The organism is Nonomuraea sp. CA-218870 (genome assembly GCF_050936535.1).
Taxonomy (GTDB): domain Bacteria; phylum Actinomycetota; class Actinomycetes; order Streptosporangiales; family Streptosporangiaceae; genus Nonomuraea; species Nonomuraea corallina.
Genome location: NZ_JBNJMN010000001.1, coordinates 3,147,414 through 3,172,745 on the forward strand (window position 1 = coordinate 3,147,414; position 25,332 = coordinate 3,172,745).

The following is a 25,332-nucleotide window of genomic DNA, read 5'->3' on the forward strand; positions in this document are numbered from 1 at the left end:
CGGCAGATCAGGCTGTAGGACCGTTGTCCATTTCACCGGTTCAGGCGATGGCGATCCAGCAGACCAGGTGGACGTCGTCTTCGGTTATCGGTGGCAGGGGATCGGGGGCAGGTTGGCGGACCAGGCCAAGCCGGTCGGCGAGGTCTGCCACATGATCCACCCGTTGCCTGGGTGTGCCGGGATGCGCCAAACCTTCTCGTACGTCGCGCAGAATTCGGGGGCTGTAGGGTGCCTGGAGACGGTCGACCAGTTCGTCTTGGCGTTCTCCAAGATGGGCGCCGTGCTGACGCACCAGATCGGCGGCATCGCGCATCACCTTTGGGATAGACGGCTGCAGGTGGGCCGGATCCGTGTTGTAGGTCCAGGCCTCGTGGATGTGCCGCTTTGCGTGCGCCCAGGCCATAAACGCCGCCTGATACAGAGCATCTCTAAGGTCTGCGGGTGTGGCGGGATCGCCTGGGTCGGCTGCGGCTAGGCAAGCGAGCGTGTCGTCGACGACGACGGTACGGCCCTGCTCGTCGTGAGTGACGTTCAAGTCCTCCGTTAGTGGGACGTAGCGGAACCAAGGCCGGGGGTGGTCGCCGATGCGGGCGCAGAAGACCAGCCCGGGTTGAGCCCGTCCGACCCGTGTGAATCCCGTGCCGCTTCCCCAGGGCAGGCGCAGTATGGCATTGCGCACCTGTGGGTTGTTGAGTTGGGCCTGTAGTCGGCGCCGGTACTCCTCACCTGACAGGGCCGAGGCACCACCGGTCTCGAAGAGGGTTGCCTCCTCGCGGCGGAGCCGTTCGATCTCCTCGCGGGCTTCCGTGAGGTTGACGTCTCGGCCGGCGAACCCGGGCAGGACCTCCCCCACACCGGTAGCGGCGGAAGCCTGCTTGAGCTTGCGCTGTAGGCGCTCTTCCAAGCGTAGGAACCGTTCAAGCTGCTGGTCAGGGAAGAAGCAGCGCAGGAACACTTCTCGGTGGTCGGAGCCGATACGGTCGATGCGACCATGCCGTTGAACCAGCCGCATCGGGTTCCACGGCAGGTCGTAGTTGACGATGTGGCGGGCCTGCTGCAGGTTGACACCCTCGGCCAGCACGTCGGTTGCGATGATCAGGTCGTACAGATCCTCCTCACCTCCGCCGCCTGCCGTACGAGGAGCGAACCCGGCGATGACCTGCGAGCGGTCGTTGCGGTCAGGACCGGCGGCGGTGGCCACTCGGCCTCGGTAGACGGTTAGGCGGTGGTCGGATTCGATCGCAGTGAGCAGCCGGGCGTGCAGGTGCTCGACGGTGTCGGCGTAGTAGGAGAAGACAAGTACCTTGCGCTTGTCGCGCGTCTGCTGGTCGGTGATGCCTTCGGCGGCCGCTTCGGCGGCGATCTGGGCAAGCTCCTCGACGAGAGCGTCAACCTTGGGGTCTGGCCCGGCCTGCTGGTCCTCGACCTCCTTGTGGAAGGACTGCAGCAGCGCCAGGTCTGCCTCGACGGCGTCGCGCAACGCGGCTACGTCGAATTCGGCGGCGTTCTTCACCGATTCCGCATTACCGCCGGCTGCGTGTTGGTCGTAAGAGGCGACGAAGTTGTCGATATCGTCGCTGTCGGAAGCCGCCCACTCGCGCAGCGCATCCCCGGTTAGCACCACTCCTTGATCGAGGGCGGACAGGAATGCCTCATGACCGGCGACCATCTTCTGCAGAGTGCGCTGGAAGGCATAGGCGGACGACTCGAACCGCTTGAGCAGCGCCGAGCGCAGCAGGCCGGCGTTCTGCTGCTCGTACTGCTCCTCGCGACCGCCGCGCCGAAACCGGGACGGCACATAGCGCGCCAAGGTGAGCACCTCGCCGGGGGCGTCGAGGATGACCGCATCCGCCGAGTCGTCGAGGTGGTCGACATGGGCGCCGAGCGCGGTGGCCAACCGATCGAACAGCCCCGGCAGGGCCTCGTCCAGGTTGTAGTCCACCCGCCGGACCCGCGGTGTTGGGAAGGTGATCTCCCGCTCCACACCGTTTATAACCACACGGTCGCCAACATAGTGATTGCGAACGAACCGGCGGGTGCGGCGCACCGCCACCTTGTCTAGCACGTCGAACAGGTGCTCCGGCGACAGGTCGTCAGGGTTCATCGCCATCGCCCGGTCGAAGTACTTCTTCAGCGAGGGCACCCCTGATCCGGCGAAGGCCGCATCATTGGTGACAAAGTAGGAGATCAGGTTGTACAGGTCGTAAAGGCTGTTGTTGACCGGGGTCGCGGTCAGCAGCACCAGCCGTTTGGGGGTGCTGCCGGTCAGAAGCGTGCGCAACGCATCAGCCCGTTTGGTGGAGGCGTTGCGCAGTGCGTGCGCCTCGTCCACCACAACTAAGGCGTACTCGTCAGGGTTTTGCAGGGCCGCGCCTAGTTGCCCGGCATTGGGCAAGCCGTTAGCGAGCTCCTCGTAGGAGACCCGGTCGGCATGCAAGTTTTTTTCACGTAGGAACGGCGTCCAAGTGGAGTCGCGCAACGTCGCAGGTGCGACGATGAGCGCCTTCTGCCGGTTTGTGATGACTGCCTCGTAAAGAATCTCTCCCGCGATGAACGTTTTGCCCAGGCCGACCTCGTCGGCAATGATAACGCCGTTGAGTCGGTCAATGATCCGCTGTGCCCTCCACACGCCGTCGGACTGGAACGCCGTTAGGTTCAGACGGGAACGGCCCCGGGCCGCCTGCTCCTGTTCAACTTCGGAGCCGTACAGCTCGTGCAGCATCCGCAGAAAGATCTCCCATGGCAGGTGCGGTTGCCAGCGCGATTCATAGAGCGTGGCCAGGTCGAACGGTTTGGCGGCCTGCCACATCTCCTCGAACCAACTGCGTACAGCGCCCACCGTCTCCGGCTGGTACTGGCCGAGATTGAGCTCCTTGTTCCGGGCCAGCCCCGCATAAGTGAAGTTGCTAGACCCGGCGATCACACCAGGGATCCCGCCGTCTACGATGAACGCCTTGCCGTGGAGGAACCCGGCCTCATAGCGCCGCACCTCGACCTGGCCCGAACGCAGCCAGCCGACCAGACGGCGGGCTGCGGCGTCGGCCTCGAACGTGAACCCCAGCAGGTCGCGGTCTTCCTCCAGACGGCGCAGGTGACCCTCCAGCGCCCGCCGGACCTGCTCACGCTCACCGCGTCGGCCTAGCCCGGTGTCCAGCGGTCGAACTCTGGGCCGGTTCTCGTCCGGATTGGCGCCCAGCAGCAGCCGCACTGGCCCGGTTTTCTCCAGCTCATCAGCCAACAGCACGAACCCGCCGGGGTTGAAGTAAGCGGAGGCAATCGCGACTGACGGTGCCTCCGACAGTTTGGTCCGCATCCCTTCCAACAGCATGTTGATCTCATTGGCGACCGTCCGCCCATGTTCGGCATGGTTGGTGGCGAACGTGGGCCGGAAGTCACCGGAGGGAGTGACGGACACCGAACCTTCTCCTGTCTTGGCCATTACGCGGACGCGGCCACCTGTTCGCGGAATGGGGAATGGGACTACCGATCAGCGCTTGGTTTTGGCTGGCACATGAGCGACATCCAGCTCTCTCCGAAGGTCCATGGGGAGTCCGGTCTCGTTAAAGTCCGCTGCGATCAGCTCAAGGTCTTGCTGATCGAGTCCGTAACCGTCTAGCGCTAGATGTTCTAACCGTGCGCGGAGCTTGATTTCCGGATCGGTTTTGGTGTTGCCGACGGTAATGCCGCCAGCTAAACGGGTATATCCATGACGAGCGAGTAGGCAACTCGTGATCTCGGCAGCCTCGGCGATTTGTTCCTGAGACCAGTCTGGAAGAGGAATTTGGTTGATCACTGGAGCTGTTACATGCCGGTCGACGAAACGGCGCGCCCACCAGTCAACACATAAAGTGTTTAACAGGCCGAGGAGGGCGAGCCTTTGAGTGCTGTTTGATTCCGCATCATGCATGGCGGCGGATATGTAGCCTTTATTGTGTAGTAGCCCTGCCTCGGGAAGGGCTGTCGCGATCATGGTGCGAGAATTGTCTACGGTGCTCGGGCGGCGAAATATGATCATTGGATGCCGCTCCGTTAGAACCGTTTCCCCTTTTTTCCTACCGATGCCGCGATTCTTGAGGCAAAGGGCGTCCAGATCTCTGACGAACTGCTTGAATTTTACGCTGATGTCAAAGTGAAACTGATCGACATGTGCTGTCATCAGTATCTTCCAAGAATGTGCTTCTTTCTCGCGCACTGCGAGAGAACGGTCGGGGCCACTGCCCGTGAAGTCCCATCGAGCATCATGTGAAGCCATGATCCAACCTTCTCCTGAAGCCAATCGAGGCTTGTGTCGCATAGTCTCAAAGAGTTGTCGGTCGTTAGGAGTGGCGAACCATGGGATGACGTGGCTGTCGGAGAATGACGCTACCTCCCCCTGTGTTAGGACGATAGCGTTCTCATCTGTAGCGGCAGTGACGTCGCTTGGACTGTTGGCAATCCAAATACGTGTTACGGGTGCTTGGGTTGGCGAAGCGCTTAGGAATACCACTGCGATGCGAGACTCGACGTCCTCGAAGATCCACTCAGAGTGATTCCTGCCTTGTATGATACGGAGATCATATTTTGCAGTGAGTTCCCTGCGTAGTCTTTTCCATCCGGCCAGAACCATACTTTGTCGGGGTAGAACTAACCCTAGGTAGCCGGATATTCTTTTCAGCTTCAGTGCGCGTTCTAGCATCAGCTGTGCGAACTCTAGATGCGTATCACCCCGGAGCGCGTATGATGCTTTGAAAAGCTGCTGGAGAACTTCCCGATGGGCCATCTCCTCCTGCTCTCGAATGGCCTCCATCGGATGCATCTTACGGAGTTCTGTGATCTTCGCTTTCCGCGCTTCGTCTTTCAGCGCGACTACTCCAGGGAAAATCCCAGCCCAGAATGGAGCCGCTTCCCACCGCACCTTGTCCCACGGTGGATTGCCTAGAATTACATCAAACCCGGGGGTGGATCGTACGAAGACCTCGGGGAACCGGTAGGGGAGGTGGGTCACTCCGAACCTTTCCAGCTCCTGGCGGATCGTTTTGGCTCGATCGTCGTCACCTGCAACCGAAGTGATGGCGTCATCGGCGTCGACGGGAAGCGGCAGGAGTCCCAGCCGCACAGCCACGGCCGCGTCGAGAATATGTTTCGCATCGGCAGCGTCGACTAGCGCTAGGCGGTAGGCGTCTGCGGCGTCCTGCACCTCCGCCTTCTTGGCCTCGTCCGTTCGTGCCACTCGTTTGAGTCGTTCACTGGCGACCTGAAGCGCCTCCTCAATCTTGTCGGCGTACAGTGACATCTGCCCAATCGACGACTTCGGCTCTAAGACTTCAAGAGCTTCTGAGAGAGTGCCGATGCCCGTGAGGCTGTTGCCGACGATCAGCCCGTGATCGAGGGAGGACATCGGTAGGCCTGGCACAAAAGTGTGGATCCAGATGGCCAGGCGGGCCAGCTCAACCGCCATGAGGTTGAGGTCCAGGCCATAAATGCAGCGACGTGCGATCTGGCGGCGCAGCAGTGAGGAGGTCTCGATTTCCACCTCGGTGGCCCGTGGGCCGAGGGCCTCTTGGGCGGCCTGTGACAGTCGGATGAGCTCGTCACCGACAGCAGCGATAGGGTGTTCACCGAGAAACGCGGTGAACCGGGCCTCGATTCGGTCGATCGCTGCGACCAGGAAATGAGCCGAGCCCATCGCCAGGTCCGCGACGCGGAAATCGAAAAACAGTTCGGCTGCCGCGGCTTCGTCCCCAGCCTCCAGCAGAGCCCGGACCCGGTCCAGGTGCTCGTCGAGCGCCGGCTCCAGCGCAGTGGTCAACAGGTGCTCGACCGCGAAGGACTTGGTGAAGTACGACCCGGTGGACTTGCGCTTGCCGGACCGGTTGTGGAAGTAGATCGCCCCGGCCGGTACCTCGATCAGGTCGCTGTCCTTGGCCGGGACGAAATTCCCGTCCTTGTCCACGGTGAGCGGGGTAGGCGCGATCGACAGCGACGATTCCAGCAGACCTTCATACAGGGTGCCGAACTCGCGGACGCTCAGCGACCGGAAGTCCACCGGACCCTGCGTGCCGTCGGGGCCGGTGTCGACCAGGAGGGCGTGCAGCGCGGGCCCGAACTCCGCGTCGGTCAGCCGCATGCCCGCCAACGCGGCACCTGACGGGCTGGTCTGCGGATCATGAGAGAACAGGCCGCCGTTGTAAGGCGGAATGTCCCAGCCGGCATTGCCGCCGTCGATGGCATTCCATACCGCCTGCATGCCGTCCCATAGGGAGGTGGCGAAATCGTCGAACGCTTGGCCCGGGTCGTCGGCGAAGTCCTTGGCCAGCGTCTTGATCGCGTGCCGGTCGTAGCGCGGGTTGCGTCCGTACGGCAACAGCGCTCGGTCCTCGGCGTAGGCCACGAACAGCAGCCGGAACAGGATGATGAGCGTGCGGTGGTAGGCCTCCTGGAGGTTGGCCTCGGTGGTGGCCCTCATCTGCCGGGCCACCGCCACGGCCAGATTGGGGACCACGTCGCGGTAGACCCGCTCGCGGAGTCGGCCGCCCAGCTCGGCGGCGAAGCGCGTCGAGTCGATAAGGATCCGGCTGACGGTGCCTTCGGGAGCGAGCGCCTGGGGTGAGAACAGCAGGTGTAGGTAGGCGGCGTTGTCGTCCGAGAGCAGCGCCAGGTCCAGCTCGGTGAACGTCTCCCCCTGGCTCTTACGCCCGACGCCGATTGTGGGCTGGACTGGGTGCAAGCGGATCTGGCTGCCACGCAGCACGATCACCCATGGCAGGTTCTCCCGAGCGGCCACAGAGATTGCGTGCGAGACCGGGGAGACCGCGCCGAACCGGGAGGACGGCCTGTCGAAGGCCTCCCCGTCCTCCAGCAGCACCGCGATGGATCGGGAGGTCCCCTGGTGAGTGAGGAGCATCGCCACCGAACCGCGAGAGGCCGTGCCGTACCCGAGCGCCTGGATCAGTGCGAGCCCGCGCAGCCTGAGCAGTGGTCTGGCAGCCGCGCCCGCCGCGGCCCAGTCGGGTCGGAGTGGGACGCCGTTGCGGAGTTCGTGGGTTGCGAACAACCCCTTGTTCAGCAGGCCGGGGGCGGATTCCTCCTTACGCAGGGCGGTGAGCAGACGCGCGAGGGTGCGCTGAGCCACGTGCTGGTTCGGCTCAGCCAGAGCGGAGATGCAGATCCGGCCGACCTGGTCGGTGTCCAGGTCCACGATCGGGTCGTCGAGGATCCCGCAGGTCGCTGCCTTCACCGCTCCGGTCGTGCTGTACAAGACGACGAGCAGGACCGGGGAGGGGCGGTTGTTGTGCCGCAGCTTCCACAGACGGCGCAGTTCATCGGTCTTGGGAGCACCGGACTCGCTGTAGGCGATAGCCACCTCTACGGGCGCGTCGCCGTTGCCGAGTAGAACCCGATCAGTGATCAGTGCGGCCGGAGCATCGGCTGGAGCGGTCCACGGCAGGTCCCGGGCCTCGACGTCCTCCAGAAACCGCTCCGCCACATCTGCGATCACGTCCGCGACCCTTCGCCCAAGGATTTGCCGTCGGCTTATTCCTGCTAGGGGCGCATTTTACGGACAGTCGCTCCTTTCCTTGCAAGTGTTACATGTCGGTACGTGCATGATTGTTTCGCTCATTTCCTATTAGAAGGAAATAATGAAGACAAACATCTATATTTGGGATTAATCGGACGACGTTCCAATGATGTGGAGGGACTTTTCTAGGTGGGATGCTCCCGAAGTGCGCATACATGTGTACTTCGGGACCAGATGTGTCAGCGCTTCCGTGATGCTGTGGGGAGCAACGCCCGTAAGCGTGAGCCGGTCAGGTTGTTGCGATGGCGTCTAAGTTCCCGTGTACCTCGGCGATGTCGGGCGGTAGCTTCGCTGTGTGGCTACCAATGAAGAGCGGTCGCGGTGGGTCGTGCATGGTGAGCGGCTGATTTATGACAATCGGTGGATCCGCCTCGGCCTGGTGGACGTCGAGATCCCGGATGGGGAGCGCTTCGAGCATCACGCGGTGCATCTGGACCGGGCCGCTATCGCCGTGGTGGTCGACGAGCAACAGCGGGTGCTGATGATGTGGCGGCATCGCTTCCTGTTCGACCGGTGGGGCTGGGAGCTGCCGGGCGGCCTGGTCGACGCTGGCGAGGACCCGATGGAGACGGCGGCCCGGGAGGTGGAGGAGGAGACCGGGTACCGGGTCAAGGAGATCGAGCACCTGGTGACCTATCAGCCGATGGCCGGCATGGTCGACTCCGAGCACAACCTGTACCTCGCCCGCGGTGCCGAGCTGGTGAAGGAACCCAGCGGGGAGATCGAGGCGGACCTGATCGAGTGGGTCCCGATGAAGGAGATCCCGGACATGATCGCCCGGGGGGACATCTGGACCTCGGGAACGCTGGTGGGTCTGTATGCGGCTCGGGATCGGCTCAACGGAGAGCGCGGGTAAGGCGCCGGCTGAGTTCGTCGATGCGCTTGCGCTGCCGGCGTGAGCCGGTCATGGTCGCCAGGTGCTTCGCGCGCTGGATGTGGGGTTGGGCGGCCTCCGGGTCGCCCAAGGCGAGCAGCGCATGTCCCAGGTCGCAGCGAAGGGCGGCCTCGGCGCGGTTGTAGGTGCCGTCCATGCCGGCCAGCGCTGACCGTAGGTCCTCGATGGTGCCGGGGTCGCCGAAGCGGACGAGGCAGTTGCCGCGCCACCGGGCGAGGTGGTGAATGTCGAGCGACAGGTAGGGCGTGTCCGGGTCGCTGTGTCCGCTCGGGAGGAGAGCGGCGGCCTGGTCGAGCGCGGCCCGGCAGGTCGCCTCGTCGCCCAGGATCGCGGCGGCTTCGGCCTCGGCCGCCGCCAGCCACGAACGCAGCCGAGCGGGGATGCGGTCGCGATAGACGGCCTGCACGTACTGGAGGACCTCGGTTGCCTGGGCGGGCTGTCCCAGGTCCATGAGGACGTATGCCTGTTCGGCGGAGACGTGGGCAATGACGGCCGGGTCATCGGCTTCGCGGGCGGCGGCTTTGGCGTTCTCGTAGTGGTTCCAGGCGTCGTTGAGGGCGCCGGTGTTGATGGCCTGCCATCCGGCGAGTGATTCGGTCTGGGCGAGGACGTGGGCGAGTTGTGCGCGTATGCCGGGCCGTACGGCATGACGCTGTGCGCGTTCTATTTGGGTGATTTGCGCGCGCATTTTGTCGGCGATGGCGGCGCTGCCGAGTCGGCGGTCCAGTAGGCGCAGATTGTTGGTGTCGGTGTTGAGGATCATCACCATCGTGGGGTCGATGGCGGCGGCGGCCTCGATGCGGGTGGCGAGTTCCTCGGTTTGCTCCTGGTGCTCGTCGCCGTGGTCGCCAGTGGGCGAGGCGATGTCGAGCGGGGCCAGGCCGAGCAGCATGCGGGCGTGGTCGGGCAGCGCTAGGCCGGCGGCGATGCGCTCGTAGACTTCAAGGTCGCTGACCTGGCGCTGGCCGCGCATGTGCTGGCTGATGCGGCCCTGGGCGATGCCGGTGGCGGCGCTGAGGCGGACCTGGCTAGCCCCGGCGTACTTGACAGCGAGGTTGAACAACCCCGCCATGTCGCGCTTCTTCAGGATTTCGCGGCTTTCATCGCGCTCCCACACCCATGCGGGCATCTGGATCGGCTCGAAAGCGTTCCCGTGCATTCCGGCCTCCGGTCGTTTCCCCAGGCTGGTGGTGCATGGCTCCTGCTGAGAACTCTATATCTCACAGTGATATATCCAGAGGGAATAGGACTGATTTTCTCTGCGGTCCATTCTTTCCGGCATGACCACACCAGTTAAGTGCACCGCGTGCGACGGGCGCGGCTGGAAGATCGTCACTCGACGCGGGCAGGTTGCCGCCGTGGCGCTCGGCATGGAGACCTCGTCGCGGGAGGACTGCCTGTACTGCGACGGCGGCCAGGTGCTCGTGGAGATGTTCGAGTGGGAAGTCTTCGTCACCGCTGACGGGACCGACGAACTCGGGCCGTGCGGCACCAGCGCCGGACAGGCCACCTCCATGGACGAACTGCGGAAGGCGCTGCGCCGGATGGACCCGGCCCGGCGGCCGTGGGGGAGGATCACGCACCGGGTCTACGACTTCGGCACCGTGCCGGACGACTGGTCCCGCCGGATCATCTTCCGCGCGACGCTCGATGCGGCCGGGCAGGTCCGCTTCGAACGGACCGACCGGTGAGCAACAGGACCCCGGCATGGGGTGGGCCGTGCCCATCTCCGCATCTCCCGCCCCTGATGGAGGGCGCCAAGCCGCTCGACTGGCACGAGCCGGGGCGGTTCGCCTGGTCGCGGGTGCTGGCCTGGACCTGCCACGAGCACCGCAACACCTGGTACGAGCTGTGCGCGGCGGGCGGGCTGGCCTACATCCGCCGGTTCAAGGGGGACGAGGTGAAGCCGAAGGTCGCGCACACCCATGCCTGGCGGGAGGCCGAGGCGCGGGCGGTGTGGCTGGCGCTGCTGTCCGGGCGGGCTCAATAGCCTTCCCGCTGGTGGCTGAGGTCCTGACAGGCATTCGCTTAGCCGCTACTGTGCTTATGCAGACAAGTGGAAAAGTGATTGGGCGCTTAACATGAGCATGGACTTCGCCCCGCCGAAGTACGCCCAGGTGATGACGGCGATTCAGCAGCGTATCCGGGACGGGGAGTACGCGCCCGGCGACATGCTGCCCTCGGAGACGCAACTCGTCCGGGAGTTCGGCGTCGGCCGCACCACGGTTGTGCGGGCGCTTCAGACCCTTGCCATGCAAGGCTGGATCGAACGGGAGCACGGCCGGGGCTCGTTCGTGAAGGGCCGCCCGGAAAGCCCGACCGAGCGGGTACGGCCCGGCCTGTCGACGGCCGAGCATCCCGAGAGGGCCGAGAACATCGTCAGCGTGAGCAGGGTGCCGGCCCCCCGGCACGTCGCCAAGCTGATGGGCGTCGACGAGCGAACCCCCGTGATCGCCCGTCAGCGCGTCATGCGGCAGGGCGACCGGGTGTCGGCGGCGGAAACGCTGTGGTTCCCCTTGGAGATCGCTCTCGGCACCGACCTGGACAAGCCCGATCCGCTGCGGCATGGGGTCCGTCAACATCTTCAAGCGGTCAAGCATCTGCGGATCGACCACGTCACTGAACGCCTGACCGCACGGAAGCCGACCAAGGAGGAAGCCGAACTCCTCGGCTCCTCGTCGCCGGTGCTGGGCGTGCTGGCGACCGTGCATGACCCGGCGGGGAGCGTGCTCCTGGTGCTGAGTGTGGCCCTGCCTGGTGACCTGCATGAGCTTGAGGATGTCTATCAGGTGAGCTAAGTCTTACCCCGCTCGTCTGGCTCGGTTACTTGTGCGGACGAGTGGGCAAGACTTACAGTAGAACTCAATCGGACAAGTGGACGAGCGCATGAGCTGCTCGTCCTGAGCGAAGGAATCACGCACATGGCCATCCAAGGACCCATCCCGATCGCCTTCGAGCACGTCTTCCCGCACGGCTGCTACCTCGTGGGGGAGGTGGAACAGGTCAAGGACTTCACCGCCTCGACCGGCGGACGCACCGTGTTCGCCAAGGACAAGACCACCGGGGAACTGGTCTGGCAGGTCGCCGTCATGGACGCTGACCCGGCTGCCAAGCTCGCCCAGAAGACGGTCGCGGTGAAGATCATCGCTCCGGTGCAGCCGGTCCCGCCGACGCCTGCGCCCGGCCTGCCCATCACGCCGGTCGAGTTCGAGCAGATGACGGTCACGCCGTACGTTCACCAGACCACCGGACGCCTGGCCTACTCCCTGCGAGCGAGGGCGATGCGGGCTCCCCGCTCCGTCGCCCAGGGCAAGCAGACGGGTGCTGGTAAGGAGGTGGCGGCCTGATGCTCCGCGACCCCTACACCTACGTCACGCTCTCGCTCAGCCCCGGCAACCCGGCCAACGTCGGCATCTCGTTCTACTCGCCCGAGCTGCGGGCCGGGGCCTCGGTGCTGGACTCCGGGCGGCCCTACTTCGCCATCACCAGCCCGAGCGTGGACGTGACCGTCTCGACCACCGCGGCCGGGCCGGTCACCCCCAGGGATGTCGAGATCGCCCGACAGATCGTCCAGGCCGCCTCGCGCTACCTCGCCGACTGCGAGCGCTTGGTCGACCAGCAGCCGGCCGACTCCGATCAGCTCGCCCTACCGAGGGTCGACGGCTCGGCGGCCTGACATGCAAGCGGGGCCGCTGGAAGCGGGAACTTCCGGCGGCCCCTCGGATCTCCCACGCACGCCAATGCTTGAGAGGACTCCAGCCTAATGCTGAGAAGACTGCCCGGAGACGAGGCACGTAACCTCGTCTCCACCACTCCGGACACGGCCGTCGTCTTCCGCCCGGCCGTCATGCAAACCCCCGCCATCGTCACCATCGTGATCTGGCTGGCCCGCCTGCTGCGCGGGCTGATCCGGATGCTCTGGCGGCACCCGATCGCCTGCACCGCCGCCGTGGCCCCCGCCGTCGTCACGCTGACCTACGGCTGGCGCGTCGCCCTGGTCATGACCGGCTTCCTTCCCTCGGTGGGCCTGTCGTGGGTGCTGCTGGAGCGGGACTCGTTCCTGCGCGTGGTCGGCTGGCCGCTGCTGGCCTGGTGGCGCCTGGTCTGGGTCTACCGGCGGCACTGGCAACCCGTGATGATCGTCTCCGGTCTCGGCCGTCACCTGCGCGGCCGGGACTACCTGCCCCGCCTGGTCAAGGTGCGGTGTACCTCGTGGGCCGACCTGGTGACCGTGAAGATGCTGGGCGGGCAGGCGGTCAAGGACTGGACCGACCGGGCCGACCACCTCGCCCACGGCTTCGGCGCTCGAAGTTGCCGGGTGGCGATCGCGCGAGCTGGTCTGCTCGTGCTGACCCTGCCCCGGCATGACCCCCTCGCCGAGTCGTTGCCGGCCGTCCCCATCCCCGAGGAGCCTTCGGTGGGGCCGGTCGAGATCGGCCGGTGCGAGGACGGCACGCCGTACCGGCTCAAGGTCCACGGCACGCATGTGCTGATCGCGGGCGCCACCGGGGCCGGTAAAGGCTCCTACCTGTGGAGCGCCATCCGCGGCCTGCTTCCCGCGATGCGGGCGGGCCTGGTGCAGGTGTGGGCGCTCGACCCCAAGCGGATGGAGCTGTCCTTCGGCCGGGCACTGTTCGGCCTCCGCTACGCCGCCACCCCCGCCGAATGCGCCGACCTGCTGGAGGCCGCCGTCTCGGTCATGCAGGAGCGGGCCGACCGATTCGGCGGCAACCAGCGCTCCCACACCCCCACCATGGCGGACCCCTTCGTCCTGGTCGTCGTCGACGAGGTCGCCTTCCTGACCGCCTACCAGTCCGACAAGCACCTACGCGAGCGGACCAAAGCGGCCCTCGCCACGCTCACCACCCAGGGCCGCGCGGTCGGGGTCGGCGTCATGGCCGCACTGCAGGACCCCCGCAAGGAGGTTATGAACATCCGCAACCTGTTCCCCGACAAGATCGCGCTCCGGCTCGACGAGAGCGAACAGGTGGACATGGTCCTCGGCGACGGCGCACGCGACCGTGGAGCCCTCGCCGACCACATCTCACCGGTTCCCGAACTCGGCGCGGGCATCGGCTACGTCCGGCTCGAAACCTCACCCGACCCGATCCGCGTGCGCGCGGCCTACGTCTCCGACGAGGACATCCGCGCCATGGTCGCCACCTTCTCGACCAGTAGGGCGGGGGCGCATGCCCGTGGTTGAAATCTCCCACCTTCTCGACGAGCTCACCTGCGCGGCCTGCGGCACCCGCAACGCGCTGTGGCTCTACCCCATCCGGGGCGTCATCGAGTGCCGCGAGTGCGGCGAGAAGGCAACCGTGATCGCCGAGCCCTCCGGCGGTGACCAATGACAGCCACCAACGACAGGGCCACACCTCGCGCCGTGCGGATGGCGATGCCACTCGCCCGGGACGTCGTCGAGGAGATCGCCAAGCAGTACGGCGTGTGCATCCGGCCGGTGCCGCTGCGGCGGCAGGACATCCTCACCGGCCAAACCGACGTGATCGATGTGCCGTGCGGGGCGACCCTGGAGAGCAAGTGCCCGCCGTGCGCCAAGCGCAACCGGCAGCTCCGGCGGGCGCAGTGCCGGGAAGGCTGGCACCTCGACCACGAGCCGGTCAACCTGCCCGACAACGCCGACGACTACCAGCGCCACCTCGTCGAGCTGCGGGCCGACGCCCAAGCCTGGCGGGACGAGGTGGAAAAGGCCGGCGGCGACACCACCGACCTGGACGCCGCGATCGTGGAGCTGGACGAGGAGATCAACGCTGCGGGCATGCGCGGCAACGTCCTCGGCCGCACCTCCGGCAAGCGCACGAGGTCAACGAAGCGGCGGCAGGACGCCCCGGACCTGCCCAAGCGGCAGATGACCAAGACCACGCTCGGGCGGACCTTCACCGGCTCGGACGGCAAGACCTACCGGCCCTCGATGTTCGTCACGCTCACCCTGCCCTCCTACGGGCGGGTGTTCGAGGGTGCGCCCCTCGACCCGGACCGGTACGACTACACGCGGGCGGCCCGCGACGCCCTGCACTTCTCCAAGCTCGTGGACCGCTTCGTGCAGAACCTCCGTCGTGTGGCGGGCTATGACGTGCAGTACTTCGCCACCGTCGAGCCTCAGAAGCGGCTCGCTCCGCATCTGCACATGGCGATCCGCGGCACCCTGCCCCGTGCTGAGCTGCGGCAGATCATCGCGGCCACGTATCACCAGGTGTGGTGGCCATCGTCGGATGTCGTGCGTTTCGAGGGTGAGCACCTGCCGGTCTGGGAGGACGGGGCCGGCTACCTCGACCCGACCACGGGGGAAGTGCTGCCGACCTGGGAGCAGGCTCTAGACCGGCTCGATGCCGACGAGGACGCCGAACCCCTGCACGTGCTCCGGTTCGGCGATCAGCTCGACATTCAGAGCGTGCTCGCCGGGACCCCGGACGCCGACCAGCTCATCCAGTACCTGTCGAAGTACCTGACCAAGTCCCTCGGGGACGCCCTCGGCACCGACGACCCTCGTCGGAAGGCTCATGCCGAACGGCTGCTGGAGGCGTTGCGGTTTGAGCCGTGCTCGCCGGCCTGCCCGAACTGGCTGCGGTACGGCATCCAGCCGAAGGGCGCCAAGCCCGGCATGGCCCCGGGCCGGTGCAGAGGCAAGGCGCACAAGCCCGATCACCTCGGCTACGCGGGGCGGCGCGTCCTGGTTTCAAGGAAGTGGTCTAACAAGACCCTGACCGAGCACAAGCAGGACCGCCGCACCTGGGTCCTGGAAGCCCTCGGCCTGCCAGACGAGCCGGTCGACCCCCACCGCTACATCTGGCGGCCGGTCAAACCCGGTGATCCCGACCTGGCCCCGATCGGTGTGCGGCTCCTGCGCTCGGTGCACGAGCGCCAGCGCTGGCGCAACCACCTCGACCGGCTCCAAGCCGAGGCAGACGGCCAAGATTCTTCGGCAACTGAAGGGAGGGCGGCGTGAAGAAGGACGACAAGCTGATGACGGTCCCCGAGATCCTCGACGAACTCGGCGTGTCCGCCCGGACCTTCTATCGCTGGCGGGAGGTCGGTAAGGCCCCCGAGGGCTTCAAGCTCCCGAACGGTGAGATCCGCATCTACCGGAGCGAGTTCGCCACCTGGCTTGAGTCGCTGCGGGAGGTGGCGTGACCTCCTCGTACAAGGTCAAGTTCTGGGAGATTCGCACCAACACCCGCGCCCAGGGGGAGGGCAAGAAGCGCCGCATTGTCTCCCACACTGTGCGTTGGACCGTCGGCCCGAGCGAGAAGTCTGTGACTTTCAAGACCAAGGGCCTCGCCGAGAGCTTCCTCTCGGACCTACGGCAGGCGGCTAAGAAGGGGGAGTCCTTCGACCTGGAGAGCGGCCTCCCGGCCTCGATGATGAAGGCGAAGGATGTGCGCACCTGGTACGCCTTCGCGGTCGACTACGTCCACGCCTGGTGGCCGCACGCGGCGGCCAAATCCCGCGAGGGCATGACGGACGCGCTGACGAGCGTCACGCTCGTGCTCACCAAGGAGCATCCCGGCCGTCCTGACGACGAGGTCCTTCGCCGAGCCCTGCGGCACTTCGCGTTCCTGCCGGTGGAGCGTCGCCCGGCTCCCACGCAGGAGGTCACGGCGGCCATGCGTTGGTTGGAAGCGGCCTCGCTTCCCCTGACCGCCTTAGAGGACGCGAAGCACGCACGAGCGGCCCTGGAAGCCCTGGCGCTGCTCCTCGACGGTAAGGCGGCGGCCACCTCGACGTACCGGCGCAAGCGGGCCGTGTTCCATCACGCCTTGGAGTACGCGGTTGAGCGGGAAGAGCTTTCGGCAAATCCGCTCCATCGGGTGAAGCTGCGCAGGGCCAAGCCGGGCGGGGAGGTCGATCGGCGCTCGGTCGTCAACCCTCGTCAGGCGCGGCAACTGCTGACGGCCGTTACCTACGTCGGCCGGACGCGCGGGCCGATGATGATGGCGATGTTCGCGGCCATGTACTTCGGCGGCCTGCGTCCAGGTGAGGCCGCCGGCCTCCGGGAGAAGGACTGCCACCTGCCCGAAAAGGGCTGGGGACTGCTCACCCTGGCCAAGACCCGGCCGGAGAGCAGCAAGCGCTACACTGACTCGGGGGAGACCCACGACGAGCGCGGCCTGAAGCATCGGGAGAAGAAAGAGACGCGGCCGGTTCCCATCCCGCCGGAGCTGGTGGCGATCCTGCGCGATCACATCAAGACGCACGGCGTCGCCGAGGACGGGCGCCTGTTTCGGACCGCGAGCGGCAAGGCGTTCTCCGGCTCGACAGTCTCGAAGGTCTGGAAGGAGGCGAGGGGCTACGCGTTCCCTCCGGAGGTGGTCGCCTCGCCCCTGGCGGCTCGGCCGTACGACCTGCGGCATGCGGCCGTGTCGTTGTGGCTCAACGCGGGGGTCCACGCACCGGAAGCCGCGGAGCGGGCCGGGCACGGCGTCGACGTGATGCTCAGGGTCTACGCCAAGTGCATCGAGGGGCAACGCGAGATGGCCAACCGCAGGATCTTGGAAGCGCTCGCCGTGTGAGGTGCCCAAAGCAAATGGCAGGACCCCGGGAGATGCCTCGGGGTCCTTCTAGCGTGCGGGCACGGTACCGCTCAGCTGAGCATGTCCTCCGCAAGCTGGGCCAAGTTGTCCAGGCTGAGTTTGTCGGAGCCACCAAGTACTCTCGACTTCAACCAAGGGGAGGGGCTATGAGTACGGCGAGTAGGTTCGACAAATTCCTGCAGAACATCAAGGCGACACCACTCCAGCAGACCGCCGCGATAACGAGCGCGAATGCCATCGCCAGGAAGCTGCAGGGGTACTACTTCGGCACCCCGTACTCCGATGCCTCAAGAATGATCATAGGCTCGTACGGCAAGGGGACCGCCGTGCGCCCGCCCCGGGACATTGACGTGCTCTTCTTCATGCCGCCTGCTGTCTACCACCGCTTCAACGCTTACAGTTTCAACGGACAGTCGGCCCTCTTGCAGGAGGTCAAGGGTCTGTTCCGGCAGCGCTTCCCCAACACCAGGGAAATTGGGGGCGACGGGCAGGTGGTCGTCATTGATTTCTCTACAGGTCACAAGGTCGAGGTCCTGCCTGCCTGGCGGGCGGAGGGCGGAGGACTTCTGGTACCCGACACCCACGATGGCGGTACTTGGCGGCAGGTGGACCATGACGCGGAGATCAAGTTCGTGGAGGATTCTGACGCTCGGAGTCGGGGCAACACACGTAACCTCATCATGATGATGAAGGTTTGGCAGACGCAGTGCTCGGTACCCATCAAGTCCTTGGTTCTAGAGTTCCGAAGCGTGAATTTCCTGTCCAGGTGGAAGTACGCCAAGGAGTCCAGCCACTACTACGACTGGATGGTCCGGGACTTCTTCGGCGAGTTGATCGGCAAGGCGAACGCCTGGCACACCATCCCTGGGACCAACGAGAAGAAGCACTACGGTGACGCCTGGTTGAGCAAGGCTCAGAGCGCCTATGCAAGGGCCGCCAAGGCGTGTGAGTACGAGCGGGATGGCAAAGATGCTGATGCCGCCGTCGAATGGCGCAAGATCTTCGGGAACCAGTATGAGTTCCAGCACTGAATTCTCCCAGGCGGCGAACATCCAGGCGATCCGGGAGAGCTTTGGCCGGGTCGTCTACTCCCATAAGACTCATGAGAAGGCCCGCGAGATCGAGTCCGCCAGAGCTGAGCGGGCGAAATGGATCAATATCGTCCTGGTCACGTTGACGTCGGGAACACTGTTGACGTCGGTAATCACGGATCAGCGAACCCTCCTTTACGTCAGCAGTGTCGTTTCCGCGGCGGCGTTCGCTTTTACGATCTTTCAGCTGAGCTTCAACCCTGAGAAGACCGCCGAACAGCATCGTGCTGTGGCCAAGGAGCTTTGGTACGTCCGTGAGAAGTACATCCACCTGCTTACGGATATACAGACCGACCCGCGGTCGGTAGATATCCCGCGCCGCAGGGACGAATTGCTTGAGGAGCTTAAGTACATCTACCGCCTCGCTCCCGACACCTCCAGTAAGGCGTACCGGGCTGCTCAGAGGGCCCTGCAGATCAATGAGGACATGACCTTCAGCAATGAGGAGCTCAACCGGTTCCTTCCTGATGCGCTACGGCTTGATTGAGCCTGCATGAGGATCGGTGTCGATGGGATCGACGAGCGGCTTATCGTCCTGAGGCTGGGCCGGGGATCCTGATGATCGCGTCGTCGCGGAGCGCCTGGGAGCCGAGCTGGCTGGCGGCATGCCGGCCTCGGACGGAGTCAGGGTTGCGGTAGCGCGCTCCGAAACCGCTGGCCCCACCTGGGGAAACGAGGCCGTGAGCATTCCGCGTATGTTCCGCGAGCAGTGGCATATGGCTGCTTCCGGCGGCTGTCGGCTGCATGTCCGGACAAGCGTGATCGACCATGAAACCGCAGGTGAGACCGCGGATGGCTGGTCGTACGTGGTAGGGCGGGTGGGACTTGAACCCACGACCCACGGATTATGAGTCCGATGCTCTGACCGGCTGAGCTACCGCCCCTGGGATTCAGTTGTGCGTATCGACAAGGCTAAGGCATGGTGAGCGCCCCCGCCCCAGTCTGATGCCTCGCACATCATTCCACGTCGGGACCCGTTCGTGGAGATGGGGACGATCATTCTTCCCAGAGCGGACGTGGATCGGGCATGCCGGTCCTGCCTGATCCACGAGGCGACGGTCGACGACCGCCGGAGAGGCCGGCGGGACGCCGCTGGTGGAGCTGCTCAGAGCCCCGTTCCAGCGACGTCCCGGGTGTGACTCAGGGCCGGTTGAAGCCCAGCGTGTACGAGCCGGAACCGCTGTAGGCGTGCACGCGGTAGCGGTAGTAGCCGGCGCTGCCGTTGTAGCTGAGGGTCTCGTCGGGGCCGGGCGTGATGCCCTGGGCGACGGTGCTCCAGGAGAGGCCGTTCCACCGCTGGAGGTAGAGGTCGAAGTCGGTGCCGTCAGGCGCGTCCAGGCAGGCGGCGTGGGTGCCCGAGGTCGTGGTCTGGTAGTAGGAGCCGTTCGGCTGGTAGGCGCTCTGGCCGGAGGACAGCGAGCCGGTGTGGGTGGACTGGTAGTTCTGGCAGCCGGTGGGCGGGTCGGGGTCGCCGCCGCCGTCGCTGGTCACCAGGGTCAGGCCGCCCACGGAGATGATCTCGCCGATGGGCTGGAAGTACGTGGTGCCGCCGATGCTGCAGTTGCCGGAGCCGCCGGAGGTCATGCCCTGGGCCTGGTCGCCGGAGATGAAGGAGCCGCCGGAGTCGCCGGGCTCGGCGCAGGCCGAGGTGCGGGTGAGGCCGGAGACGGTGCCCTCCGGGTAGTTCACGGTGCTGTTGAGCGCCTGGACGGTGCCGCAGCGCCACTGGGTGGTGGAGCCGGAGCGGCACACGGCGCCGCCGGGCTGGGTGACGGTCGCGCCGCGCACCGGGAGGATGCCGGCCGAGTAGCCGTTGACGACGCCGGCGGCGGTCCAGTCGGCGTTCGTGGCGACCCAGGCGTAGTCGTTGCCCGGGAACGAGGAGATCTGGAAGGTGCCCTGCGCCGCGCGGTTGTAGCCGGTGGTGGAGGCGCCGGTTGAGCCGCAGTGGCCGGCGGTGGTGAAGCCGAGCTGGGTGCCGCGCCGCGCGGCGAACCCGACGGAGCATCGCGAGGACGAGATGTAGTAGGCGTCGCCGCCGCGGATCTCGTAGAAGGGCTTCGGCCGGTCGGCCGAGGCGGCGACCTTGACGGCTCCGGTGTCCACGCCGGCGCTCTTCGCCCAGGACAGGGCGGCGTCCTGGTCGGCGGCCTGGACGACGACCGCGTTGTCGGCGGGGGAGACCGACCAGCTGTGCACGGTGTCCGGCGGCGCCGTCTTGTCCAGGCCCTCCTTCACGGCGGTGAGCTGGGCGAGGGTACGGGACACGATGCGGGGTTCTGCGCCCGCCTTCTTGATCGCGGCGGTGTCGGCCTGGTTCACGCTGGCGGCGACCAGCTTGCTCTCCGCGCCTTCGAACCAGGTTCCGGCGTAGCGGTCGCCGAGCTGCTTGGCCAGGCCGGGCGCGGCCTGGTTGCCGCGGGCCTCGTTGGCCATCCGGTTGACGGCCTGCTTCTCGCTGATGCCGAGGTCGCGTTCGAGGGCGTCGATCACGCCCTTCGGGGGTTCCGCCGTGGCTGCCTGGATGGCTTCGGCGGTCGGGGTGGTGGCGGTGGCGACGGCCGGGGTGGCCGTCATGACTAACGCGCCGATCGCGATGGCGATCGTGGCCGGAGTCCGGAGCATGGGTTGTCTCCTCGCTGTGGCTGGGGGGTGCCGTCACCGTATGTGGATGGCCCGAAGCCGAGGAGTACCGGTTCGGCCCTACCACGGTGTTATGGCGCGGTGCCGAACCCGGGGTTGCGTGCCAGCCAGTCGTGGTAGATGGGGCTGCGCCGTACCGCCTCCCGGTGCGCCTGTTTGGCCTGGAGCAGCACCCACGCGGCGTCGGGCGCGGCGGTGTGGCGGCCGAGGAGCTGGCGCCAGCGCAGCGGCGCGTTCTTCAGCGGCACCACCACCATGCCGGCCGCGGGCTGGTGGGTGGCCTGGCAGAGCACCACCGCGCGGCCCACGGCGGCCAGGTGCACGCAGGTGGCCACGTCGGTCTCGTAGATGGTGCCGGGCGTGAAGCCGGCCCGCGCGCACGCCATGGCGAAGCAGTCGGTGAAGCAGCCGTCGCCTGGGGTGACCGCCCACTGCGCGGCGGCCAGGTCGGCCAGCTCCACCTCCTTCTCCACGGCGAGCGGGTGGTGCTCGGAGAGCAGGGTGAAGACCGGGTCGACGCTGATCGTCTCCCAGGTCAGCGTGCCGGCGGGGGTGCCGTTGTCGCCGCAGGCGCCGGTCAGTACGTAGTCGAGACGGCCCAGTTCGACCATGGTGGTCAGCTCGTGCGCCGACCAGCTGGTGTAGGTGGTGACCTGGCGTTCGGCGGCCAGGCGGTGCACGAGGCCGCCGAGTATCGGGCCGTTGGTGGCGCCGATGCGGTAACCGGGGGAGGGGGCGTGCGCGAACCGTACCGCCTCCTCCTGCAGTTCCTTGGCGGCGGGCAGGAGCACCCGGGCGCGGGCGAGCACCAGCTCGCCCAGCCGGGTGGGACGGGCTCCGTGCCGGTCGCGCTCGAAGAGCGCGCCGCCGAGCATCCGCTCGATGCGCTTGAGCTGGGCGGTGAGGGCGGGCTGGGCCAACCCGAGCATGGAAGCGGCCTTGCTGACACTTCCGGCGTCCGCGACAGCGCGGACGATCTTGAGGTGCCTGAGCTCGAGGTCCATAACGGGACGGTAAGGCGGTCTAATCTCCCAAACAATGCCTATGTGTCAGGAATTATGACAGATATTGTTGAGCGCCTTCTGGGGTAGGGGCAAGCCCATGACGACGATGGGAATCGATCCGGCCCAGCTGAGCGACGAAGACCTGCTGCGTGAGCTGCGGCAACTGCACACCACCCGAACCGACGCCTTCCTGCACGGCTCCGACGACGCGCTGGCCCGCCACACCTCGCGGACCAACGAGCTGGAGTCCGAATACCTGCGCCGCTATCCGCAGCGCGAGGTGGATCCGAACCGGCTGCGCGAGGGGGCGAGGGCACGCTGATGGAACCGGAACACGACGTGCAGGCACTGTCCGACGTCGACGTCCACGTGTACGAGGCCGTCGCCGGCGGGGCCGGCGAGCACGGCTCGATCGGCCTGGACGCCCTGGTGCACAGCACCGGGCTGCCCGCCGAGGAGGTGAGGGAGAGCCTCGAACGCCTGGTCGGCCAGAGGTACGTGCGGCCGGCCGGTCAGGGGTACGGGCTCGGTCAGCACACCTTCGGCGTCTGGCGCTGATCCTCCGGCGGGACGGTCCGGCTCCGGACGCGTACTGTCGAGGGGTGGACGTCGCAGACCTGACCCCCGCGCAGGCGCGTGCGCGCTTTCGCGGCGGGGAGCGCGTGCCGACGGCGGGCTGGTGCGGGGGCTGGACGCAGGCGAACCTGATCGCCGTCCCCGAGGAGCTCGCCTACGACCTGCTGCTGTTCGCGCACCGCAACGCGCGGGCGTGCCCGCTGCTCGACGTGGGTGAGCCGGGTGCGGTGAGCACCCGGCTCTTCCCCGGTGACCTGCGCACCGACCTGCCCGGCTACCGGATCTACCGGGACGGCCTGGCCGTCGCCGACGCCGGCGACGTGGTGGCCGAGTGGCGGGCGGACCTGGTGCCGTTCCTGCTCGGCTGCAGCTTCACCTTCGAGCGGGCGCTGCTGGCGGCGGGCGTGCCGATCCGGCACCTGGAGCAGGGCGTGAACGTGCCGATGTACCGGACGGACGTGCCGTGCGAGCCGTCGGGGCCGCTGTCGGGGCCGCTCGTGGTGTCGATGCGGCCGGTGCCGGAGGCGCTGGTGGCGACCGCGGTCGAGGTGAGCGGGCGCTATCCGATGGTGCACGGCGCGCCCGTGCACGCCGGAGACCCGGCCGGGCTCGGCATCGCCGACCTGGGCCGGCCCGACTTCGGCGACCCGGTGGAGGTGCGGGCGGGGGAGGTGCCGCTGTTCTGGGCGTGCGGGGTGACGCCGCAGGCGGCGGTGATGGCGAGCGGGGTGGAGTTCGCGATCGGGCACCTGCCGGGGCACATGGCGATCATCGACGCGCGGGACGAGGACTATCGAGCGACTTAGCGAGATATTTCGCGGTATGGGTGGAGGCTTCGGCCAGTGCCGCCGGGGTGCCCTCGAACACCACCCGCCCTCCGTGCCGCCCCGCCTCGGGGCCGAGGTCGATCACCCAGTCGGCGTGCTTGACCACGTCGAGGTCGTGCTCGGCCACGATCACCGTGTTGCCCCCGTCGACGAGCCGGTCGAGCAGCGCCAGCAGCCGGTCGACGTCGGCGGGGTGCAGGCCCGTGGTCGGCTCGTCGAACACGTACACGTGACCGGTCTCGTGCAGCCGGTGCGCCAGCTTGAGCCGCTGCCGCTCGCCGCCCGACAGCGTGGTGAGCGAACGCCCCAGCGTCAGGTGGCCCAGCCCCAGCTCGTCCAGCCGGTCGAGGCCGGGCAGGTCGTAGTCGCGCGCGGCCTCGACCGCGGTCAGGGCCAGCACGTCGGCGATGGTCCGCCCGGCCAGGCGGTACGAGAGCGCCTCGGGGTTGTAGCGGGCGCCGCCGCAGGCGTCGCAGGTCCGGGTCACCGGGTCCATGAACGCCAGGTCGGTCTTGATCTCGCCGCGCCCCCGGCACCGCGGGCAGGCGCCCGCCGAGTTGGCGCTGAACAGCTTGACCGGCACCCCGCGCGCGGCCGCGAACAGCCTGCGCAGGCGGTCCATCGCCCCGAGGTAGGTGGCGAGCGTCGAGCGGGGCGAGGCGTGCAGGGCCGACTGGTCGATCAGCACCACGCCCGGGTGGCGGGCGGGCAGCTCGCGGGTCGTCAGCGTGCTCTTGCCCGAGCCGGCCACCCCGGTCACCGCCGTCAGCACGCCCAGCGGCACCCGGACCGTCACCTCCCGCAGGTTGTGGGCGCGGGCGCCGTCGACCGTCAGCCATCCGGCGGGTGCGCGCACCCGCTCCTTGACCCCGCGCGCCCGCCGCAGCGCGCGGCCGGTCACCGTGTCGCCGAGCCCGGCCACCGGGCCCTGGTAGACCACCCGCCCGCCGTCGGCGCCCGCACCGGGACCGAGGTCCACCACCTGGTCGGCGAGCGCGATCACGTCGCGGTCGTGCTCCACCACGATCACCGTGTTGCCCTTGTCGCGCAGCTCCAGCAGCAGGTCGCCGAGCAGGTGCACGTCGCGCGGGTGCAGGCCGACGCTGGGCTCGTCGAAGATGTACGTCAGACCGGTGAGGCTGCTGCCCAGGTGGCGCACGGTCTTCAGACGCTGGGCCTCGCCGCCGGACAGCGTCGGCGTCTCCCGGTCCAGGCTGAGGTAGCCGAGCCCGATCGCCTCGATGCGGCGCAGCGCCTCCACCGCCGCGTCCGCGACCGGGTCGGACAGCTCCACCAGCACCCCGATCAGGTCGGCGATCTCCATCGCGCACAGGTCGGCCAGGTTGCGTCCGCGGATGCGCGAGGCCAGCGCCGCCGCGTTGAGCCGCCGGCCGCCGCACGCCGGGCAGGCGCGCTCGCGCACCACCTCCCGGGCGGCCGGGTCGAGCGACTCGACGTCGCGGTGGAGGTGGACGCGGCCGAACCGGGTGATCACGCCCTCGTAGTCGTGGGTGCGGCCGTCGCGCCTGACCTTGCGTCCGGTCCCGTACAGCAGCAGGTCGAGCTCCCGCCCGGTGTAGTCGCGCAGCGGCTTGTCCGGGTCGAACAGCCCCGAGCCGGCGTAGAGCCCCCACACGTAGCCGCCGACCGCGTACGGTCGCAGCGCGCCCTCCGCCAGCGACAGGTCGGGGTCGATCAGCCGGTCGACGTCGACCTCCACCTTCCGCCCCAGGCCGTCGCACTCCGGGCACATGCCCGCCGGGTCGTTGAACGAGTAGGCCGTCGCCGGGCCCGCCGAGGGCTCGCCGCGCCGTGAGAACAGCACCCGCAGCATCGGGTGGATCTCGGTCATCGTGCCGACCGTGGAGCGCGCGTTGCCGCCCACCGGACGCTGGTCGACGACCACCGCCGGGGTCAGCCCGGCCAGGCGCTCGGCGCGCGGGCGCTCGTGCTTGGGCAGCCGGTTCCTGATGAACGCGCTGTAGGTCTCGTTGAGCTGTCGCTGGGACTCGGCGGCGATGGTCTCGAACACCACCGACGACTTGCCGGAGCCGGACACCCCGGTGAACACGATCAGCCTGCCCTTGGGCAGCCGAAGGGAGACGTCGCGCAGGTTGTTCTGCCGGAGGCCGGTGAGCACGATCTCGTCAGACATGGCACTCCTCCATAGCTTTGGCTACTACCTATAG

The 25,332-nt window shown here is 67.1% G+C and carries 22 protein-coding genes and 1 tRNA gene; 16 read left to right on the plus strand and 7 right to left on the minus strand.

What is annotated here, in order from left to right; translation table 11 throughout:
- Nucleotides 1–40: 40 nt before the first annotated feature.
- Both ACQEUU_RS15250 and ACQEUU_RS15255 read right to left on the minus strand, forming a co-directional pair.
- Nucleotides 41–3,415 carry a helicase-related protein gene (locus ACQEUU_RS15250; protein ID WP_270156806.1) on the minus strand — a complete coding sequence of 1,125 codons (3,375 nt, stop codon included), beginning with the start codon at nucleotides 3,413–3,415 and terminating at the stop codon, nucleotides 41–43.
- Between the two features lie 72 nt (nucleotides 3,416–3,487).
- Complete coding sequence (locus tag ACQEUU_RS15255; protein WP_433065999.1) at nucleotides 3,488–7,477, minus strand: Eco57I restriction-modification methylase domain-containing protein; 3,990 nt, start codon at nucleotides 7,475–7,477, stop codon at nucleotides 3,488–3,490.
- A 376-nt stretch (nucleotides 7,478–7,853) separates the two neighbouring features.
- Here ACQEUU_RS15255 and ACQEUU_RS15260 point away from each other — a divergent pair, with 376 nt between their 5' ends.
- The gene (locus ACQEUU_RS15260) at nucleotides 7,854–8,414 is read left to right on the plus strand and encodes an NUDIX hydrolase (protein WP_270156808.1); all 561 of its coding nucleotides are present in this window, start codon (nucleotides 7,854–7,856) and stop codon (nucleotides 8,412–8,414) included.
- Here the strand turns inward: ACQEUU_RS15260 and ACQEUU_RS15265 are convergent.
- Entirely contained in the window at nucleotides 8,395–9,612 is a 1,218-nt protein-coding gene (locus ACQEUU_RS15265; RefSeq protein WP_270156809.1) for an XRE family transcriptional regulator, read from the minus strand. The genes ACQEUU_RS15260 and ACQEUU_RS15265 overlap by 20 nt on opposite strands.
- A gap of 121 nt (nucleotides 9,613–9,733) precedes the next feature.
- Here ACQEUU_RS15265 and ACQEUU_RS15270 point away from each other — a divergent pair, with 121 nt between their 5' ends.
- The 12 genes from ACQEUU_RS15270 (at nucleotide 9,734) to ACQEUU_RS15325 (ending at nucleotide 18,580) form a co-directional block, all read left to right on the plus strand.
- On the plus strand, nucleotides 9,734–10,144 hold the full coding sequence (locus ACQEUU_RS15270; protein ID WP_270156810.1) for a hypothetical protein: 411 nt from the start codon (nucleotides 9,734–9,736) through the stop codon (nucleotides 10,142–10,144).
- 56 nt (nucleotides 10,145–10,200) lie between these two features.
- On the plus strand, nucleotides 10,201–10,443 hold the full coding sequence (locus ACQEUU_RS15275) for a hypothetical protein (protein WP_270156811.1): 243 nt from the start codon (nucleotides 10,201–10,203) through the stop codon (nucleotides 10,441–10,443).
- 91 nt (nucleotides 10,444–10,534) lie between these two features.
- Nucleotides 10,535–11,251 carry a GntR family transcriptional regulator gene (locus ACQEUU_RS15280; protein ID WP_270156812.1) on the plus strand — a complete coding sequence of 239 codons (717 nt, stop codon included), beginning with the start codon at nucleotides 10,535–10,537 and terminating at the stop codon, nucleotides 11,249–11,251.
- Between the two features lie 123 nt (nucleotides 11,252–11,374).
- The gene (locus ACQEUU_RS15285) at nucleotides 11,375–11,800 is read left to right on the plus strand and encodes a plasmid replication, integration and excision activator (protein ID WP_270156813.1); all 426 of its coding nucleotides are present in this window, start codon (nucleotides 11,375–11,377) and stop codon (nucleotides 11,798–11,800) included.
- On the plus strand, nucleotides 11,800–12,129 hold the full coding sequence (locus tag ACQEUU_RS15290) for a hypothetical protein (protein ID WP_270156814.1): 330 nt from the start codon (nucleotides 11,800–11,802) through the stop codon (nucleotides 12,127–12,129). Before ACQEUU_RS15285 ends, ACQEUU_RS15290 begins: the two co-directional genes overlap by 1 nt.
- Before the next feature lie 87 nt (nucleotides 12,130–12,216).
- Complete coding sequence (locus ACQEUU_RS15295) at nucleotides 12,217–13,656, plus strand: FtsK/SpoIIIE domain-containing protein (RefSeq protein WP_270156815.1); 1,440 nt, start codon at nucleotides 12,217–12,219, stop codon at nucleotides 13,654–13,656.
- A complete protein-coding gene (locus ACQEUU_RS15300; protein ID WP_270156816.1) occupies nucleotides 13,643–13,804 on the plus strand; it encodes a hypothetical protein in 162 nt (53 codons plus the stop codon). The genes ACQEUU_RS15295 and ACQEUU_RS15300 overlap by 14 nt, the downstream gene beginning before the upstream one ends.
- Nucleotides 13,801–15,417, plus strand: coding sequence for a replication initiator (locus ACQEUU_RS15305; protein ID WP_433066006.1), 1,617 nt, complete (start codon nucleotides 13,801–13,803; stop codon nucleotides 15,415–15,417). Before ACQEUU_RS15300 ends, ACQEUU_RS15305 begins: the two co-directional genes overlap by 4 nt.
- Nucleotides 15,414–15,602, plus strand: coding sequence for a helix-turn-helix transcriptional regulator (locus tag ACQEUU_RS15310; protein ID WP_270156818.1), 189 nt, complete (start codon nucleotides 15,414–15,416; stop codon nucleotides 15,600–15,602). The genes ACQEUU_RS15305 and ACQEUU_RS15310 overlap by 4 nt, the downstream gene beginning before the upstream one ends.
- Nucleotides 15,599–16,981, plus strand: a complete 1,383-nt coding sequence (locus tag ACQEUU_RS15315; RefSeq protein ID WP_270156819.1) for a tyrosine-type recombinase/integrase — start codon at nucleotides 15,599–15,601, stop codon at nucleotides 16,979–16,981. Before ACQEUU_RS15310 ends, ACQEUU_RS15315 begins: the two co-directional genes overlap by 4 nt.
- A 167-nt stretch (nucleotides 16,982–17,148) precedes the next feature.
- Nucleotides 17,149–18,033, plus strand: coding sequence for an SMODS domain-containing nucleotidyltransferase (locus tag ACQEUU_RS15320; protein WP_270156820.1), 885 nt, complete (start codon nucleotides 17,149–17,151; stop codon nucleotides 18,031–18,033).
- On the plus strand, nucleotides 18,017–18,580 hold the full coding sequence (locus tag ACQEUU_RS15325; RefSeq protein WP_270156821.1) for an SLATT domain-containing protein: 564 nt from the start codon (nucleotides 18,017–18,019) through the stop codon (nucleotides 18,578–18,580). The genes ACQEUU_RS15320 and ACQEUU_RS15325 overlap by 17 nt, the downstream gene beginning before the upstream one ends.
- A 320-nt stretch (nucleotides 18,581–18,900) precedes the next feature.
- Here ACQEUU_RS15325 and ACQEUU_RS15330 read toward each other — a convergent pair.
- The 3 genes from ACQEUU_RS15330 to ACQEUU_RS15340 all read right to left on the minus strand — a co-directional run bounded on the left by ACQEUU_RS15330 (nucleotide 18,901) and on the right by ACQEUU_RS15340 (nucleotide 21,740).
- Nucleotides 18,901–18,977, minus strand: a tRNA-Ile gene (locus ACQEUU_RS15330).
- 256 nt (nucleotides 18,978–19,233) lie between these two features.
- The gene (locus ACQEUU_RS15335) at nucleotides 19,234–20,718 is read right to left on the minus strand and encodes a S1 family peptidase (protein WP_433066010.1); all 1,485 of its coding nucleotides are present in this window, start codon (nucleotides 20,716–20,718) and stop codon (nucleotides 19,234–19,236) included.
- A gap of 89 nt (nucleotides 20,719–20,807) precedes the next feature.
- On the minus strand, nucleotides 20,808–21,740 hold the full coding sequence (locus tag ACQEUU_RS15340; protein ID WP_433066013.1) for a LysR family transcriptional regulator: 933 nt from the start codon (nucleotides 21,738–21,740) through the stop codon (nucleotides 20,808–20,810).
- 97 nt (nucleotides 21,741–21,837) lie between these two features.
- On the opposite strand from ACQEUU_RS15340, the gene ACQEUU_RS15345 reads away from it, so the two are divergent.
- From ACQEUU_RS15345 to ACQEUU_RS15355, 3 genes are read left to right on the plus strand one after another with little or no spacing between them, the layout of a single operon-like run.
- Nucleotides 21,838–22,062: a DUF6158 family protein gene (locus ACQEUU_RS15345; protein ID WP_433066016.1), complete on the plus strand. Its 225-nt coding sequence runs from the start codon at nucleotides 21,838–21,840 to the stop codon at nucleotides 22,060–22,062.
- A complete protein-coding gene (locus ACQEUU_RS15350) occupies nucleotides 22,062–22,298 on the plus strand; it encodes a hypothetical protein (RefSeq protein ID WP_433066019.1) in 237 nt (78 codons plus the stop codon). The genes ACQEUU_RS15345 and ACQEUU_RS15350 overlap by 1 nt, the downstream gene beginning before the upstream one ends.
- Nucleotides 22,299–22,342: 44 nt before the next feature.
- Nucleotides 22,343–23,122: a putative hydro-lyase gene (locus ACQEUU_RS15355; RefSeq protein ID WP_433066022.1), complete on the plus strand. Its 780-nt coding sequence runs from the start codon at nucleotides 22,343–22,345 to the stop codon at nucleotides 23,120–23,122.
- On the opposite strand, the gene ACQEUU_RS15360 is transcribed toward ACQEUU_RS15355, so the two are convergent.
- The gene (locus ACQEUU_RS15360; protein ID WP_433066024.1) at nucleotides 23,085–25,298 is read right to left on the minus strand and encodes an ATP-binding cassette domain-containing protein; all 2,214 of its coding nucleotides are present in this window, start codon (nucleotides 25,296–25,298) and stop codon (nucleotides 23,085–23,087) included. The two genes, ACQEUU_RS15355 and ACQEUU_RS15360, sit on opposite strands and share 38 nt — an antisense overlap.
- Nucleotides 25,299–25,332: the final 34 nt, after the last annotated feature.

Bases quoted from the DNA above. Each gene is read 5' to 3' on its own strand.
- ACQEUU_RS15280 (WP_270156812.1), top strand. From the start codon at position 10,535: ATGAGCATGGACTTCGCCCCGCCGAAGTACGCCCAGGTGATGACGGCG.
- ACQEUU_RS15295 (WP_270156815.1), top strand. From the start codon at position 12,217: ATGCTGAGAAGACTGCCCGGAGACGAGGCACGTAACCTCGTCTCCACC.
- ACQEUU_RS15360 (WP_433066024.1), bottom strand. From the start codon at position 25,298: ATGTCTGACGAGATCGTGCTCACCGGCCTCCGGCAGAACAACCTGCGC.
- ACQEUU_RS15335 (WP_433066010.1), bottom strand. From the start codon at position 20,718: ATGCTCCGGACTCCGGCCACGATCGCCATCGCGATCGGCGCGTTAGTC.
- ACQEUU_RS15325 (WP_270156821.1), top strand. From the start codon at position 18,017: ATGAGTTCCAGCACTGAATTCTCCCAGGCGGCGAACATCCAGGCGATC.
- ACQEUU_RS15320 (WP_270156820.1), top strand. From the start codon at position 17,149: ATGAGTACGGCGAGTAGGTTCGACAAATTCCTGCAGAACATCAAGGCG.
- ACQEUU_RS15265 (WP_270156809.1), bottom strand. From the start codon at position 9,612: ATGCACGGGAACGCTTTCGAGCCGATCCAGATGCCCGCATGGGTGTGG.
- ACQEUU_RS15285 (WP_270156813.1), top strand. From the start codon at position 11,375: ATGGCCATCCAAGGACCCATCCCGATCGCCTTCGAGCACGTCTTCCCG.
- ACQEUU_RS15340 (WP_433066013.1), bottom strand. From the start codon at position 21,740: ATGGACCTCGAGCTCAGGCACCTCAAGATCGTCCGCGCTGTCGCGGAC.
- ACQEUU_RS15350 (WP_433066019.1), top strand. From the start codon at position 22,062: ATGGAACCGGAACACGACGTGCAGGCACTGTCCGACGTCGACGTCCAC.
- ACQEUU_RS15300 (WP_270156816.1), top strand. From the start codon at position 13,643: ATGCCCGTGGTTGAAATCTCCCACCTTCTCGACGAGCTCACCTGCGCG.
- ACQEUU_RS15290 (WP_270156814.1), top strand. From the start codon at position 11,800: ATGCTCCGCGACCCCTACACCTACGTCACGCTCTCGCTCAGCCCCGGC.
- ACQEUU_RS15305 (WP_433066006.1), top strand. From the start codon at position 13,801: ATGACAGCCACCAACGACAGGGCCACACCTCGCGCCGTGCGGATGGCG.
- ACQEUU_RS15270 (WP_270156810.1), top strand. From the start codon at position 9,734: ATGACCACACCAGTTAAGTGCACCGCGTGCGACGGGCGCGGCTGGAAG.
- ACQEUU_RS15345 (WP_433066016.1), top strand. From the start codon at position 21,838: ATGACGACGATGGGAATCGATCCGGCCCAGCTGAGCGACGAAGACCTG.
- ACQEUU_RS15275 (WP_270156811.1), top strand. From the start codon at position 10,201: ATGGAGGGCGCCAAGCCGCTCGACTGGCACGAGCCGGGGCGGTTCGCC.